The organism is Robertkochia flava, assembly GCF_020166515.1.
GTDB lineage: Bacteria > Bacteroidota > Bacteroidia > Flavobacteriales > Flavobacteriaceae > Robertkochia > Robertkochia flava.
In genome coordinates, this window is record NZ_JAINZT010000005.1 from 388,969 (window position 1) to 405,274 (window position 16,306).

The window sequence follows — 16,306 nt, forward strand, 5'->3', positions numbered from 1 at the left end:
TTGCGTAGATTTCCGAAAAACAACAATATGACCGGTAAAATTCCCTCTAACGACTATGTGATATTCCTGGATGAGCTCGGTATGGAGTACCTTCCAATGGTAGGTGGTAAGAATGCATCCCTGGGAGAAATGATCAGAAACCTTGGCCATCAGGGTATAAAAGTTCCAAACGGTTTTGCCGTAACGGTAAAGGCATTCGACGCTTTTATCCTGGAAAACCAGTTAAAGGATAAAATAGAAGATATCCTTAAGGGCCTGGATGTAAATGACATCATTAATTTAAGGAAAACCGGTTCAGAGATCCGGAAATTGATTTCAAACGGGAAGTTCCCTGTTTCTGTGGAAAAGGCCATCCTCAGCTCCTATTACAGGTTATCGGAGATGTACGGGCAGGAAGCTACGGATATAGCCGTGCGCTCTTCGGCCACAGCCGAAGATCTTCCCGATGCCTCATTTGCCGGGCAGCAATCCACTTTTCTCAACATTAGGGGCGGGGAAATGTTACTCACGGCCATTCGCAGTTGTTTTGCGTCTTTATATACCGACAGGGCTATTTCCTACCGGTCTTCCAGGGGTTTTGACCACTTTGCAGTGAAACTGTCTGTAGGGGTACAGAAAATGGTGCGATCGGATCTCGGGGTTTCCGGGGTAGCATTTTCCCTGGATACCGAAACCGGTTTCAGGGATGTTATTCTGATCAATGCCGCCTTCGGACTGGGGGAATTGCTCGTTGGGGGTGAAATTCTACCCGATGAGTTTCTCGTTTTTAAACCTGCCCTTAAAAAAGGATACAGGTCTATCATAGAAAAGAAAATGGGTGAGAAGAGCCATAAACTGATCTACGGCCATAAACCCTTTGAAACGGTGAAAAAAGTACCGGTGGAGAAATCCCAGCAATCTGCCTTTTGTCTGGATAATGATCAGATCCTTCAGTTGGCCCGATGGGTTCAGAAAATAGAAGATTATTACACGGGTATACGCGGAAGCTGGTGCCCTATGGATGTGGAATGGGCCATAGATGGGTTAACCGATGAGCTCTATATCGTTCAGGCCAGACCTGAAACCATACATTCCCAGGAGACCCAGGAAGGTATCAAGGAATTCAAGGTGGAGGATGGTGATCTGGCTGAAAGGTTGCTCTTTGAGGGAGTGGCTGTAGGAGAGAAAGTAGGAACCGGAAAGGTTCGCCGTATCGTAAGCCTCGACGGGAGAGATGGAAGTGTAGATGAAACAGCCTTTAAGGAAGGGGAAATCCTGGTCACCGAAATGACCGATCCTGATTGGGAGCCTTTAATGAAAAAGGCCGCAGCCATTATTACTGAAAAAGGAGGGAGAACTTGTCACGCAGCCATTGTAGCGCGGGAAATCGGAGTGCCGGCTATAGTAGGCGCTTCAGGGGCTACCCGTCTGGTGGAAGATGGACAGGAGATTACCGTTTCCTGTGCCGAGGGAAGCACGGGGAAGGTGTACGATGGTAAGATCAATTACAGCCTGAAGGAAACAGCCTATGCCGACTTCCCTCAAACCAGGACACCAATTATGATGAATGTGGGTTCTCCGGAACTCGCCTTTCAATATTCAAGAATTCCCAATAGTGGTGTCGGGCTGGCCCGGGAAGAGTTTATTATTAACAATCATATAAAGGTGCATCCGCTTGCCCTGCTGAGACACCGGGAGATCGGCGATGAAGAACTTTCTGCGGCCATTCAAAAGATCACCGCAGGATATGAATCCGAAAAAGCATTTTTTATCAATAAACTGGCTCAGGGAGTGGCCAGGATCGCAGCTGCCTTTTACCCCAAACGGGTGATTACCCGATTGTCTGATTTTAAATCGAATGAATATTTCCATTTGTTGGGCGGGCAATACTTCGAACCGGAAGAAGAAAACCCTATGATCGGGTGGAGAGGGGCATCGCGCTATTATGCCGAAGATTTCAGGGAGGCTTTTGACCTTGAGTGCAGTGCTTTAAAAATGGTAAGAGATGAATTCGGACTTGATAATCTTACCGTAATGATCCCCTTTTGCAGGACTCCACAGGAACTAAAAAAGGTGCTCGATATCATGGAGGTAAATGGTTTGAAAAGAGGAGACCGCAACCTGGAGATCTACCTGATGGCAGAGATCCCTTCCAATATTATTCTTGCAGAAGATTTTATCCCCATGATCGATGGATTTTCGATTGGTTCAAACGACCTGACTCAGCTTACCCTGGGCCTTGACCGCGATTCCAGCCTGGTGGCTCACCTCTACGATGAACGTAATGAGGCGGTAAAAACCATGATTAGAACCCTGATTAAGACAGCCAGGCGCCACGGAACCAAGGTAGGTATCTGTGGCCAGGGACCTTCCGATTTTCCGGATTTCTCGGAATTTCTGGTACGGGAAGGGATCGACAGTATTTCGGTGACCCCGGATTCTGTGCTGAAGACCCTGAAGGTCATTTCAAGGGTGGAAGCCAAGGATCAGATCAAGGTATAATCATCGGGGAGGAGGAGATACACCCAGGTGAAAATTTTTATTGCATCGAGGTATCTTCCGGGTCCTTAGAACCGGAACCGTGTAAGCTCCTGCTTCCGGTTTTTTCTGAAACAGCGGCTGTAAGCCCGGGTATTTTTAAAATTTAATATCAGGTAGTGTAGAATTTTTTTTACAAAAATGATTCTCTATATTGTCCGAAAATTTTTATTTCGACTACCGTGATGTTTAATAATGTCTTTTCATTTAACGGGAGGATCAGGCGCCTGGAATACGGCCTGAGCCTTATTCTTTACGTGGTATTGTATGCCTGTCTTGTGGTGGTATGGGAGGCTTTTAACCGGGGAGCTTTTATTTTTTACCTGATTTCTGTGGTGCTGTTGTGGTTTCTTCTGGCTCAGGGATCGAAACGCTGTCATGATATAGGGTATTCTGCCTTTTATCAGTTCATTCCTTTTTACTTCCTGATCCTGATCTTTCAGGACGGGCAAAGTGCCCGGAATGCCTATGGGAAAAACCCAAAGGACACCCCTCCGGCAAGTACACTGCCCACTTTAAAGCGTTTAAAAGAAAGGAGGTCTTTTAAACATTCCCGCACCAGGTTGCTCATCCTTATGAGCAGTTCTATTATGAGCTATGTTTTAATTTCAGTAGTACTGCTGGAATACCTTCCCTTTGATGAACTGTTGAAATTTGCAGTGATCTGGTTGCTTGTTGTTCCCTTTTTTTTATTGGCACTACTGGCGGTTTACCGGCGAAGACCCTTAAATCTGAGCTCTTACCTTATTCTTAAACAACGGTTTCTTTTTGGTACCTGTTTCTATATTGGATTGCGACTCTATGTCCTCTTTTTCAGGGAAACGGCCTTTGAACCCTACTCAGTTCCCCTGGAGCTATTATTTATCCTTCTTTTGGCAGGAATTTCCTGGGGTTCCTACAAGATATACCTCTCCATGTTTAACAAAACACAGGTACACGCATGAGGAACTTATCGCATCTTTTTATTTCGGGACTATTGTTTGCAGTCCTCCTCATTTTTGGAATTACCCATGATCGAACGTACCATTACCAGGATCCTGTGGCCTGGTCTGAACTGCCTCTGAATTGGGATCAGTTCAGACTTGTGGATGAACTTGAAAATAATTATGCAGCCATCATTTATTCGGGGATCGTTGCTCCCGACCTGATCACGGAATCCGATTCCAGGGTATATGCTTATATGGATCCCAATCAGTCAGCAAGAATAGCCGAGGCTTCCCAGGAAGGTTCCAGCGTCCTGATACATGAACAATACCATTTCAACCTTGCCGAGTACTGCTCCCGGTTATTGCGAAGAGCAATTGTTCGCAAGGGCCTGGAAGGAATGTCTTATGAAACCCTCGAGCATTTAAGATTCAAATACACGGACAAGCTGGAAGAACTTCAACAGGAATACGACAATAAAACAGATCATAACCTGAATACCGATGAGCAGAGACAGTGGGTGTTAAAGATCGATGACTGGCTTCGGGAAACTGCTTTGTACAAGGAACCGGACATCTACAACTATTTTAATTTTTATGGAAATAATTCCGGGTATTACAAGGAAATGAGCTATACCCTGACCGGGAAGCTGCTTCCGTCCATTCCTACCGGAATGCAGGAGATGCAATACGGAGAGGTGTACCAGGTCATATATCAGGATGGAGATCGACTGGTTAAATTTTACAAGGACGGAGTTCATACCTCGGGAGGCATTTTTGAAACAGCAACCTTAAAGATCGTACGTAAAGCAGAAGGTGTTGTGGAAACGCATTACCTGGATGCTGATGGGGCGTATAATGAAAAACGGGAGTACGCCATTCGGGAAGCGAGAACCGGGAAGGACGGCAGCCTTGTCTTCCGTTATTTTAACGCCAAACAGGAACGGGTAGACTTTGATGCCAATTTTGAAATAAGGTATGACTTCAATGCAAAAAACAATTCCTATACCTCGACCTTTTTGAACGCACAAGGTATGGAGATCCCCAACGATGAAGGCATAAGTCATGTTCAGAAAATACTCGATAAACATGACAGGACCATCCAGAAAATAAACTTAGACCGGGATCTTCGTATGCTTAATGATCGTAACCTGGTAGCCCGGTATACGTACCGCTATAATGACAATAACCAGGAAACCACTATGAAGTTGTATGACGCCAATGGAGCTTTTGCATATCACCTTCAGGATTATCATTTGAATTATGAATATGATGAACGTGGGAATCTCCGGATAATAAAATCGCTGGATGAAAAAGGGAATCTGATCTATGATGCTAACGGAACAGCGGTCTATGAATATTATTACGACAGGAACGATCGCGTCATGTTGGAGAAAAGGTTTAACCATAAATACGACCCGGTAGTGTCCAGGGACGGGTATCATAAGCGGGTAACTGATTATGATTCTTTAGGGAGAATTGTCTTTACGGCCCTGTACCTCCCGGGAGATGTCTTAAAATTTAACGACAACAAATGGGGTGCGACCCGTAACGAATATGTGGGTGACAGCGTGGTTTTTGAATATAACCTCAACGGCTACGGGGAGGTTGATGTAAACGAAACAGGGATCGCTATGGTAAAGAAAATCCTGAACGACCGGGGAGAAGTACTGGAAGAGCAATACCTGGATATGATCGGTCGTAAAGCGATCATGGCCAACGGAGTCCATAAATTCAGCTATGTTTATAATGATAAGGGACAACTACTTCAAACCACGACATACGACAGTCTGGGTCAGGCGACTCCCTTCGAGGTCGATATCGTCAAGATCGTCAGGGAGTACGACAGTCTCGGAAATCCTTCCCGACTCGCTTGTTTTGATAAGGATGACCAGCCCGTAGCCGATGAATCCGGCGTAAGCGTCACCCGATATCAATACGGTAGTGATTCCCAAATTTCCTCAGAATGGTACTTCGATGAAAAGGGCCTTCCCGCAGCGCGCGACGGAGTTCATAAGTGGGAGTATGAGCGCAATTCCAAAGGACTGGATGCTGTGGTAAAAAAATATGGCCTGACCGGAAACTTAATCGAGGGAGCCTGCATCGAAAAGTATACCTATAATGCTTATGACCGGTTAACAAGAAAGGCTTTTTATAACCGGAATGGCCAAAGAACCAGAAATGCTGAGGGTGTAAGTGCTATAGCATACCGTTACGATAAAAGAATGTTGTCTTCCGGTGAAGCATATTTTGACGAACTGGATAAGCCGGTAAATAACAACGGAGGTATAGCTTATGAAGTCTACACGCTCAATGCGATGGGGTATACGCAAAGCCTGCAATATTTGGATAAGGAGCACCAGCCGGTTCCTGGCCCCAATGGATATCACAAAATAGTACAGGAATGGGATGAAGTGGGTGAGTTGAAAATGTACGCCATGTATGACACCGGCCTGCGTTTGATGGCAGACCAAAGCGGAATTGCTACTTATGAATACGAGCTATTCCCTTCCGGACTCACCCGCGAGATCCGGAGGTATGATACCAGCGGGGTCCTGGCCAATAACACTATGGGGGTAGCCCTGACCCGATACAGGTTTACCATGAATGGCTTGTATTACCTGGAGGAGGAACTGGATGCGAATACAGCTTTGGCATATAGCCCGAAACAGCCTGCCCAAAATGAGGATACGGCCCTATTGGAATAAGGACGGATGTTCTTCGGGGAATCAAAGTCCGAAGTCTCTTTTTTCTTCCGGATGTAAAACGGGGTTACTTCTTAAAAATCCAATAGAATATATTCCACCCGCCTGCTTTCACGCAGCTGTTCCTCTGTACAGGGTTGCCCTTCACGGCAGGGTCCTTCGATCTCGTTCTGGATAGAACCCACAGCCTTGATCCTTTCCGGGGCAACCCCCTGGGTAGACAGGTAGGCTTTAATCCTGTTGGCGCGTCTTACCGAGAGCCAGGCATTATATTCTTCGGAACCCCTGGGGTCTACATTCCCACGAATCTCGATAACAGTGGTGGGATAGTAATTTAGAAAGGCAGCAAGCTGGTCGATCTTTTCCAGGTCTTCCAGGGTAATAAAAGAGGAGTTGACCTCAAAAGAAATCCTTTCTACGGAAGCGAGATCCGATTTGAGTCGGTTGATGATCGCCACTCGTTTTTCCTCTTCAGATACGGATTTTACAGGCTGCGTTTCAGCGGCTGGAGGAACTGTTTCTTCTTCTTTCTCTAAAGGGGTGTTCTCGGTTGAGGCCACCAGGGATCTGTCGATCTCCGGCTGTTTATTTATGGAATCGTTCACCACCAGGGTGTTGTTTTCTTCTGTCTCCTGTTTTCCGGCAAAAAGTTTTCCAAGGTCCGGTTTGAATACCACTCCTATCCCGTGTTGAATATGATTATCTCCTGAACCATCGCCCAACTGCCACTTGCCCAGGGTGCTCAGGTTTACTGCAAAACGGTCGTTAAACCAGAAGTTAAATCCTGCCCCGAGGTTGTAGGTCAGGCTGTTATTTCCAGCCAGGCGATTTACTCCCATTCCTGTATTGATAAACGGATCAAACCAGCCTCTGGGGTCGATCATATTTTTGAATCCATACCCAATCATTCCGTCAAGAGCGTAATAGTTCCATTCGGTTGATTGCGGGTTTCCATCAACGATCACGTCTTTCTGATACCTGTTGTAACTGGCAAACCCCTGGAAAAACATTCCATTGGTGAGGGCGTAGCCCATGGAGAACCTGGAGGGAAATACGACACTGCTCCAGTTCTCTGTAAAATTAAAGGGTTCAGATCCGTTTGTGCCCGAATCATCAATAAAATTAAAGCCCCCTCCAAATAACCAGCCTTGTTTTTCATACTGGGCATGGGCCTGCACTGTAAACAGGATAATAAACAGAGCAGAAGCCATAACATGTAGATGTCTTCTCATCATAATAAGATTTATGGTTGGCGAAAAATGTTAATTTCTGGGGGAAAGGTACTATTAGCAATTCCTGTAATCCTATTAAAATTCCAGGATATTTCTATGGTCAAATATAGTAAACTCTCCAAATATGCTCGTAAAAAGCTAAAATAAAAAGCGTTTTTTCGTACAAGACATGTGGGTTCAACCTGTTGGTATGTGATATTGCAAGCTTAATCTCACGGGTGTGTGGGTTTTGACCGGTAACCGGTCAAGCCATTATCCATCGATTCCAGTTTTCAGGAATGGAGGAGGTGTTTTTTAAATCCTGATGATATCTGATGGTGTATCCACCAGAATAGCGGTTTTTCCCCTTATGGCTATGGGTTGTTTCAGGATTTCCGGGTTGCTTCGGATCATGGTGATCCAGTCTTCTTCCGACAGGTCATAGGGGAGGGCTCCTGAGGAATGCAAGCTAGGGTGTTCAGCAATAATAAGTTCATGGATCTCCATGTTCAGCATTGCGGCCAATTCTGCGATCTGAGTGCCTGTTGGAGGTGTTTTAACAATGTCGACTTCCAGGATGGGCAGGCCTTCGGCAAGGGCATAAGCCCTCGTTTTCTTTGCTTTTAGCGTATCCGGGTTACAGAATAAGGTGATCTGTCTGTCTGAGGTGGCTATTTCTCCCATGATTACTTTTTTTTTATGTTTTTTGCCGGTATCGGTTGATAAACACTTGCATTACCGGTTTGTGATCTGAATGCATCGGACATCAAAAGTGCTCCGTTTCCTGTTCGTGTCGGGGATTTAGGGAAGAATATTATAGATCCCGGGATTTGTTTCTCTTTGCTGCTTCCCTTATCAAGGCGGCAGCTTCCTGGTCTGAAACCTGGTCGAAATCCCTGTAATATGCACCTACGGAATTAAAGAATTGAGGGGTTTCCAGGCAAATAATTTCATCTATGTAGGGAGATCGCCTAAATTTCTTTAATGCCGATTCGGGGGCTACGGGAATAGCAAGTACGATCTTTTCAGGCGACTCCCCATGGATCAGTGCTACCGTGGAAAGCAGGGTATTCCCTGTGGCCACCCCATCATCCGTAAGGATAATGATCTTTCCGTGCAGTGGCTCCCGGGCTTGTTCGCTGTAATAGATTTGCTGTCTTTGCCTTAGAAGTGTTCTGATGTTTTTAATTTCACGGTCGATATACTCCCTGGAAATGCCCGAAGCCTGTTTGTCCAGTACCACTCCCTGAAGACTTACTGCCCCAATTGCGTATTCTTTATTATCGGGATGCCCGATCTTTTTGGAAAGGACGACCCCCAGCGGGAGATCAAGTTCTTTTGCAATAACCGACCCCAGAGGTAAACCACCCCTGGGAACAGCCAGTACCAGGGCATTTGTCCCTTTATAGGGTTTTAACCTTTCTGCCAACAGGCTTCCTGCATGTGTTCTGTTGAGAAACATAATCCTGTTTTTTACGACCCGCTGTGTCCTGTTTGTACCCGATATTTTAGCTTTTGAACTTCCTGTTTTTTGTGCAATATCCGGCAACAGGCCAGCAATTAATTGCACCGTTTTCGGAAACGTTTACATGTACCGGGAAAGAAATCCAAAAAACCTCTTTTTGAGGTCGTTGTATATTAAACGTTCCGACTCCATCTGTTCCCTGATCTCTTCATGGTGTCTGTACCCTTTCATATCTATGGCGTCATGATCAGCGTTTACGTTCATGGCAATAATATGTTCATGACCTTCAGTTTCATCGAGGAGATCATTGATCTTTTCCCGGTGAATAAAAAACTGATTCTGAAATTGCTCCAGCCTCGCCAGTACTTGCTCATCGGTCCATCTGCTTGCTATTTCAGAAAGTCGTTTCTGGAAACTTTTTATCTCATCTTTCCAAAACAACAACTCTTTTTGCCAGGTTTCATGTTCAAAATGAAGATCGGCATTGTTAATAATTTTCTTCATGATAAAACGGATTTAATACAGAGGGAAGGTAAGGCAGGGATAATTGTTTTAGAATGATGAAGATCAGTTTGTTAACCCGGGATTTGGAGTACTTTTCATCTTTGGGAATACCGACGGGGTTTATCGCGGAAAACCCGGCACTCCCGGGAACTTTTGTCAGGTCCTCCCGCTGCGGTGATCCTGATTAATAGGTCTTTAGTATTATGGAAGCATTAACGGCAAACGCTTTACAGATCCTGGAGGAGCGATATCTTCTAAAAAACGAGGCAGGCAGTATCACGGAACAGCCTGAAGCGCTTTTTCACCGGGTTGCCAGGGGTGTTGCCGCTGCAGAAGGCAAGGATGCCGGGTTCTGGGAAGAGGTATTCTTTAACCTGATGAGTGAAGGCTTATTTTTACCCAATTCCCCGACCCTTATGAATGCAGGGCTTCCTCAAGGGCAGTTAAGTGCTTGTTTTGTCCTGCCGGTAGAAGATAGTCTGGACCAGATATTTTTAACCCTGGCCAGGGCATCCCTGATCCATAAGAGCGGGGGTGGCACGGGATATAATTTTTCAAAATTAAGACCCGGCGGGAGTCGTATCGATTCCTCCGGAGGAACGGCCTCTGGTCCTGTTGGGTTCATGAAGGTGTTCGATGAGGCTACCCGACAGGTGAAACAAGGGGGGAAGCGCAGGGGGGCAAATATGGGAATTCTTAATATTGATCATCCGGATATTGAAGCCTTTGTCAGGGTGAAAGCAGATGGGGTAAGTTTGCAGAACTTCAACCTCTCTGTGGGGATCACAGATGAATTCATGAACCGGGTGATCCAAGACCTGGAATGGAGTCTGAGAAATCCCATGACCCGGGAGATTACCCGTGTACTCCCGGCAAGGGAACTGTGGGACACCATTGTACAGATGGCCTGGCAAACCGGAGATCCGGGCCTGATCTTTCTGGATGCTATTAACCGGGAGAATCCTTTGGCCAAAACCTCGGTAATCAACAGTACCAATCCCTGTGGAGAAGTTCCGCTTCAGGATTTTGAAAGTTGCAACCTGGGATCGGTAAATCTATCGCGGATGCTACGCCCCGGAAAAGGGGGGAAGGAGGTGGATTGGGAACGGTTGAAAATAACGGTTCAACACGGAATTCGATTTCTGGATAATGTGATCACCGTAAATCATTATCTCCTACCTGAAGTGCGAAGGGTTACCCTGGCCAACAGGAAAATAGGTCTGGGTCTGATGGGATGGGCAGAACTGCTATTGGAGTTGGATATCCCGTATGCTTCAACGGAGGCTGTAACCCTGGCTGAAGATCTTATGCAGTTTGTGCAGAAAGTAAGCTATAGTACCTCAGAAGCACTGGCACAGGAAAAGGGGGTGTTTCCCTCCTGGGGGGAGAGTCATTTTTATCCGGACAGGAGAATGAGAAATGCCACCTGTAACAGTATCGCACCCACAGGCTCTTTGGCAGTTATTGCCAATACCACCTATGCTGTAGAGCCCTTATATGCGCTTTCGTTTATCCGCAGTGGTATCTTAGATGGTAAGAGGCAGGAAGCGACCATGCCGATTGTCAGGAAAAAACTCGAGGCCATGGGGTATTGGGATGAACGGCTGAAGGCTATGATCTGGGAATCCGGAAGAATTGCCGCAGCCCATTGGCTGCCTGAGGAGGTCCGCCTGTTATTTCAAACCAGCATGGAGATCGGATGGGAATACCATCTGAAGCACCAACATGCATTTCAGAGATTTACCGATAATGCGGTTTCCAAAACCATTAACCTGCCCAAACATACCACTACCGATGTAATCGATATGATTTTAATGACTGCCTGGAAATACGGACTGAAGGGTATAACCATTTACAGAGACCAGAGTAAACCGGTACAGGTACTCAACAGGAGATGCGGGATTTCTGCTTCATCCTGTTAGAACAGCAGCTGATGGTAGACCATGTGTTTTAAATCCTTAGGTAATTCTGATCGGATATCTTCCATTTCGCCAAGGGAGGTATATCTCCGAAGGGCAATAAATGTACTCAGGATATAGTTTTCGGCCATTTCATCTGATCCGAAATCGTTTATGGAGGTCTTACCATCCATACGCCTGACCAGATCGGTGAAATCCGTTATGTTTTTTACCTTTTGCCTTGTCTTTCCGGGAGACCACCCGTTCACATAGACCGCCTTTAAGAACATGGGTAGTTGCGCCATGAACTGAAATGATTCCTGCACGGATATCACTTCGCGAAGGGCATGTAAAACACTGGTAAGTATCCTGCCTGCTTTATCCCGGTTCTCCGGCATATCGAGGTCTCGGGCATAAGCCTTTAAAAAGGTATTGCCTTCGGTAGCGTAATTGTTGAAATTGAGTGACATGGTGTTTATTTTTAAGATGCTGCTTATATTATGATATTCCGGGAATGGGCGTACTCCATGAATTATAAACCCACAGGGGGATCGTACTGTAATGGCGCATTTGCTGTACCGTATCCCTGTTGAGTAAGAAACGGGATAATCCTCTTCTTTCCCGAGCCGTCATAGCCACGATATCTGCTTTGTGTTCGTCAAGGTAATGGGTTAGGGTGTCAAAAACCCTGTCTGCGCGCAATAAGGTGAAACGGGTAGTTTCACTGGTGTAGGTTTTCACGAAACATTCCTTAAAGGCAAGTAGCTTTTTTTCCTCCTCCAGCGCCTGTTTTGCCAGTACGTGGATCACATGAGTTTTAGCCTGAAAGGATCTCAGAAAAGAGGTGAAATGATCAATGGCCGGAAGGTCCTGCGGTTCCAGATCGGTAGCAAAAACGAGGGTTTTCAATCCTTTGAACTCCGTGCCTTCGGGTATCATGAGGAATGGACATGGGGCTTGCTGTATCAATTCCCTCGCCACATGGCCCATGAATAACTCTTTTAGCTTGTTCGTTCCCTTACGCCCCGAGATGAGCAGGTCGGCCTCGACGTGACGTATCTTTTCAACAATGCCTTCAACTACAGAGCGGTGCTCCATAAGACTGGAGTGTACCCGGCTTTCTCCATCGCTTTTTTGCAGGATCTGAGCTACCAGGTTTCCGAGTTTTTTTTCTTCTGCTCTGAGATTGCTGCTAAAAACAGTAGGCTGGTCATATACATGAAAAACCTCTACCCTGGAAGTAAGTGCCTTGCCTAAAGCCAGGGCATAACGCAGGGCTGCGATGGAGTTGTCTGAATAATCTATGGCGCACAAAATGGTCTTCATGATTTTTAGCGTTTAACTAAAGGAAATTTAAAAAGTTGGCTTACAGAATGATGAGGGTCAGTTTTGAAGTTTTAAAAGCGAACATTATTCACCCCAGCCACTCATGTGCCTGCCGTCCGAAATAAATTGCTCCCCCATGCATAGAAATAACAGTCGTTAATGGAGTACTCCATATGTTACCAGCTTTAAAATGGATTGGTTGGTAACCGGGCAGGATGAAGGTAAAATGGTGGAGCATTAGGGCGATGGTACGCTGTTTTGGTCGTGTCTTTCCGGTATTTCCGGTTCACGATCTCATACATCAGACCCGACATCACCACTTTAGTCTCAAAATCAGGAATCTTAATAAAAGTTTAACAAGAATTTTAAGTGATAATCAGGTTCTTTGAGAAAAAATTAAACTACATCCTATGAAATTAAGATTGGGCATTACGCTGCTTATGTCTGCCGGGATGCTTCTTTCCTCCTGTTCAGCTGAGTCTCAGCTGTTTAAGAAGAAGACCGGAAAAGAAGCTCCGTCTGAAGCGAAGAAAGAGAGCAAAAACGGTATCAAACCTTTTGACAAGGTGATCCCTTCAGGTGCTGAAAAAGACACCGGATTATTTACGGTCTATACCGATGATGACAAAATGTACTATGAGATCCCCGACAGTCTCTTTGGCAGGGAAATGCTCATGGTTACCCGTATTGCTAAAACCGCTACCAATATAGGTTTCGGCGGAGGGAAAGCCAATACCCAGGTGCTTCGCTGGGAAAGGAAACCCAAAAAAGTGCTTCTAAGGGTGGTGTCTCATGAGATCTTTGCTTCTGATTCCCTGCCTATTCATGAGGCGGTGGTGAATTCCAACCTCGAGCCCATTTTACACAGTTTTGATATCAAAGCCATCGGTAAGGATTCTACCTCGGTGGTCATCCAGGTAAACAGTCTTTTTGAAGACGATGTTAAAGCCCTGGGACTGCCTGATAATTACAGGGAGCGGTATAAAGTAACCAGTATCGACAGAGACCGCACCTACATTGAAAACCTGAGAAGTTTTCCGTTGAATATCGAGGCTAGGCATGTAAAGACCTATAATTCCAAGAATCCTCCTTCTAACGAAAGCCTGGGATCTATTACCGTAGAAATGAATAATTCCATGGTGCTGCTTCCTAAAGAACCTATGAAAAGGCGGTATTTTGACCAGCGTGTTGGTTGGTTTGCCAGGGGACAAACAGATTACGGCCTGGATGTGCAGGAGAGTAAGACCATTCGCTACCTCGATCGCTGGAGACTTGAGGTAAAGGATGAAGACCTTGAAAAATTTGAGAGGGGAGAGTTGGTAGAACCCAAAAAGCCCATCGTATATTACATAGACCGGGCTACTCCGGTAAAATGGAGAAAGTATATCAAACAGGGTATTGAAGACTGGCAAACTGCCTTTGAGGCCGCCGGATTTAAAAATGCCATCATCGCCAAAGATCCGCCATCAAAAGAAGAAGACCCGGAATGGTCTCCGGAGGATGTGCGTTATTCCGTAGTGCGTTACCTGGCTTCTCCCATTCCTAATGCCAACGGACCTCACGTAAGTGATCCGCGAAGTGGCGAGATCCTGGAATCTGATATCAACTGGTATCACAATGTGATGACCTTGTTAAAAAACTGGTTCTTTGTTCAAACCGCTGCCATCAATCCTGATGCGCAAAAAGTGGAGTTTGACGATGAGGTAATGGGCCGGCTTATTCGTTTTGTGTCTTCCCATGAAGTAGGGCATACCCTGGGGTTACCCCATAATATGGGAAGTAGTGTGGCGTATCCGGTAGATTCGCTGAGGTCTGCCAGTTTTACCTGGAAATACGGAACGGCGCCATCTATTATGGACTATGCGCGATTCAATTACGTAGCCCAACCCGGAGACGAGGGAGTGGCCCTTATGCCGGAGATCGGGGTGTATGACAAGTATGCCATATCATGGGGGTACAGACCCATTCCAGGAAAAACTGCGAAGGAGGAGAAAGAGACTCTTGACAGCTGGATCATGGAGCATGCCGGAGATCCATTGTATCGTTTCGGAAGACAGCAGTGGACTGTGGTTGACCCAAGTTCACAGACGGAAGACCTTGGAGATGATGCGGTAAAAGCAAGTGATTACGGTATTGAAAACCTCAAGCGAATTGTGCCTAACCTGATCGAATGGACTTATGAGAAGGGAGCGAATTATGAAAAGCTTGATCAGATGTACGGTCAGGTGCTTTCACAGTTCAACAGGTATATGGGGCATGTAAGCAATAATATAGGAGGTGTGTATGAACACTACAAAACCTATGACCAGGAAGGTCCTGTATATACCCATGTTCCGAAAGCACATCAGGAAAAGGCCATGGACTTTTTACAGCGTCAGCTTTTTGCAACACCTGAGTGGATGCTGGATAAGGAGATCGTGAGTAAGATCGAGCACGATGGTAGTGTGGAACGCATCCGAAGCCTTCAGACCCGCACCCTGAACAACCTGCTGGATTTTGGCAGAATGGGGAGGATCATTGAAAATGAAGCCCTGTACGGAAATGAGGCCTATACCCTGGAAGATATGATGGGTGAATTGAGAGCAGGTCTCTTCAGCGAATTGAGACGTGGAGCAGCCATAGATACCTATCGCAGAAACCTGCAAAGGGCCTATGTGGAAAGACTTGGATATCTCATGCATGAGGAGCAGGAGCAAAGCCGCAGAACAGCCACTGAGATCGATGCCAGCCAGTCTGATATCAGAGCCATCTCCAGAGCAGAGCTCACCGCCCTGAGGACTCAGGTAAACAATGCGATCAACCGCACCGGAGATTCGATGAGCAAGTACCACCTGCGCGACCTTCGCGAGCGTATAGACGAGATCCTGGATCCGAATAACTAAAAAAGGAAACAGTTGTAAAATAAAAACACCCGGTTGATCATCAACCGGGTGTTTTGTTTTATTAAAGGGCTGTGGCCAATCTCCTTAAGGGATGAATTCCGATTCCGTGCTTTCATCGAGTCCGTCTGTAACAAGGTCATAGATATCTTCGTTAAACTCTTCAGAGATGAGAAGTACCCCGTTGGCATTGATGTTTGCATTATCCATAAGGGCTACAGAAACGTTGTTGAACCAGGTGTAATGGTCAATAATGATCTTACCGATCACGGTAGCATCCTCCGTCAGGGTAACCGTCTGTTCGGTTTCTGCTTCGAAGGTCTCCCCGGAATTGAATTCAAATCGCACGGGAACCGAGCTGCCGTCAGATCGGGTATAGGTACCTTCCATTACAATTGCGGGCTGAGCGTCTTCATCCCGTAATTCGGCTTCAATGTTTACATAGGTGTAGGTGCCGGAAGGTATGATCACATCATCAATGGGTGGTACGCCTTCGCCACTCATAAGGTCAATTCGGGAAGATCGTTCAATTCTCCTGTTTATAGAGGTTCCCCTCTCCAGGGTACCGTCAAACTCCACCTCACTAACCCAAATATACCCGGAGGTGAAATTCAGGTTTCCGGAAAATTTGTTTTGCGCATTAACCGATTTCGCCTGTACCGGAGAAAACAGGCCGGCAGAGATCTCGAGGGTGGAGGTTCCGGAGCCGATCTCGTCGAGGTTGTCCTGGGAACAACCCACCAGTATCATCGTAACAAATACCATAGCACATAAGCAAGACCATTTCAGGGGTAGTAATCTATTCATAATTTTTATATTCAGTTTTTATCTTTAAATTTTCAGGGGTTTCTGATATGGGAATACCCATATGTTTCTAA

The 16,306-nt window shown here is 46.0% G+C and carries 12 protein-coding genes; 5 read left to right on the forward strand and 7 right to left on the reverse strand.

The genetic code is table 11. From position 1 onward, the window contains the following. Positions 1-27 precede the first annotated feature (27 nt). The 3 genes from ppsA (at position 28) to K7R11_RS08250 (ending at position 6,148) form a co-directional block, all read left to right on the forward strand. Entirely contained in the window at positions 28-2,481 is a 2,454-nt protein-coding gene (gene ppsA, locus K7R11_RS08240) for a phosphoenolpyruvate synthase (RefSeq protein ID WP_224490058.1), read from the forward strand. Positions 2,482-2,702: 221 nt separating this feature from the next. Further along, complete coding sequence (locus K7R11_RS08245; protein ID WP_224490059.1) at positions 2,703-3,461, forward strand: DUF805 domain-containing protein; 759 nt, start codon at positions 2,703-2,705, stop codon at positions 3,459-3,461. Further along, positions 3,458-6,148 (forward strand): hypothetical protein, encoded by a 2,691-nt coding sequence (locus K7R11_RS08250; RefSeq protein ID WP_224490060.1) that lies wholly within the window; start codon positions 3,458-3,460, stop codon positions 6,146-6,148. The genes K7R11_RS08245 and K7R11_RS08250 overlap by 4 nt, the downstream gene beginning before the upstream one ends. A 71-nt stretch (positions 6,149-6,219) precedes the next feature. Here the strand turns inward: K7R11_RS08250 and K7R11_RS08255 are convergent, their stop codons facing one another. The 4 genes from K7R11_RS08255 to K7R11_RS08270 form a co-directional block, all read right to left on the reverse strand. Further along, entirely contained in the window at positions 6,220-7,377 is a 1,158-nt protein-coding gene (locus K7R11_RS08255) for an OmpA family protein (protein WP_224490061.1), read from the reverse strand. Positions 7,378-7,671: 294 nt separating this feature from the next. Continuing rightward, the gene (locus tag K7R11_RS08260) at positions 7,672-8,040 is read right to left on the reverse strand and encodes an arsenate reductase family protein (RefSeq protein ID WP_224490062.1); all 369 of its coding nucleotides are present in this window, start codon (positions 8,038-8,040) and stop codon (positions 7,672-7,674) included. A 130-nt stretch (positions 8,041-8,170) separates the two neighbouring features. Continuing rightward, on the reverse strand, positions 8,171-8,818 hold the full coding sequence (locus K7R11_RS08265) for a phosphoribosyltransferase (RefSeq protein WP_224490063.1): 648 nt from the start codon (positions 8,816-8,818) through the stop codon (positions 8,171-8,173). Positions 8,819-8,941: 123 nt separating this feature from the next. Next, entirely contained in the window at positions 8,942-9,325 is a 384-nt protein-coding gene (locus K7R11_RS08270; protein ID WP_224490064.1) for a hypothetical protein, read from the reverse strand. 203 nt (positions 9,326-9,528) lie between these two features. Here K7R11_RS08270 and K7R11_RS08275 point away from each other — a divergent pair, with 203 nt between their 5' ends. After that, the gene (locus K7R11_RS08275) at positions 9,529-11,247 is read left to right on the forward strand and encodes an adenosylcobalamin-dependent ribonucleoside-diphosphate reductase (RefSeq protein ID WP_224490065.1); all 1,719 of its coding nucleotides are present in this window, start codon (positions 9,529-9,531) and stop codon (positions 11,245-11,247) included. On the opposite strand, the gene K7R11_RS08280 is transcribed toward K7R11_RS08275, so the two are convergent. Next, the gene (locus K7R11_RS08280; protein WP_224490066.1) at positions 11,244-11,693 is read right to left on the reverse strand and encodes a DUF2267 domain-containing protein; all 450 of its coding nucleotides are present in this window, start codon (positions 11,691-11,693) and stop codon (positions 11,244-11,246) included. The genes K7R11_RS08275 and K7R11_RS08280 overlap by 4 nt on opposite strands. Positions 11,694-11,721: 28 nt before the next feature. Then, entirely contained in the window at positions 11,722-12,549 is an 828-nt protein-coding gene (locus K7R11_RS08285) for a universal stress protein (protein WP_224490067.1), read from the reverse strand. A gap of 410 nt (positions 12,550-12,959) precedes the next feature. Between K7R11_RS08285 and K7R11_RS08290 the strand changes: the two genes are divergently transcribed. Beyond that, a complete protein-coding gene (locus K7R11_RS08290) occupies positions 12,960-15,431 on the forward strand; it encodes a zinc-dependent metalloprotease (protein WP_224490068.1) in 2,472 nt (823 codons plus the stop codon). A gap of 84 nt (positions 15,432-15,515) precedes the next feature. On the opposite strand, the gene K7R11_RS08295 is transcribed toward K7R11_RS08290, so the two are convergent. After that, a complete protein-coding gene (locus K7R11_RS08295; RefSeq protein ID WP_224490069.1) occupies positions 15,516-16,235 on the reverse strand; it encodes a hypothetical protein in 720 nt (239 codons plus the stop codon). Positions 16,236-16,306: the final 71 nt, after the last annotated feature.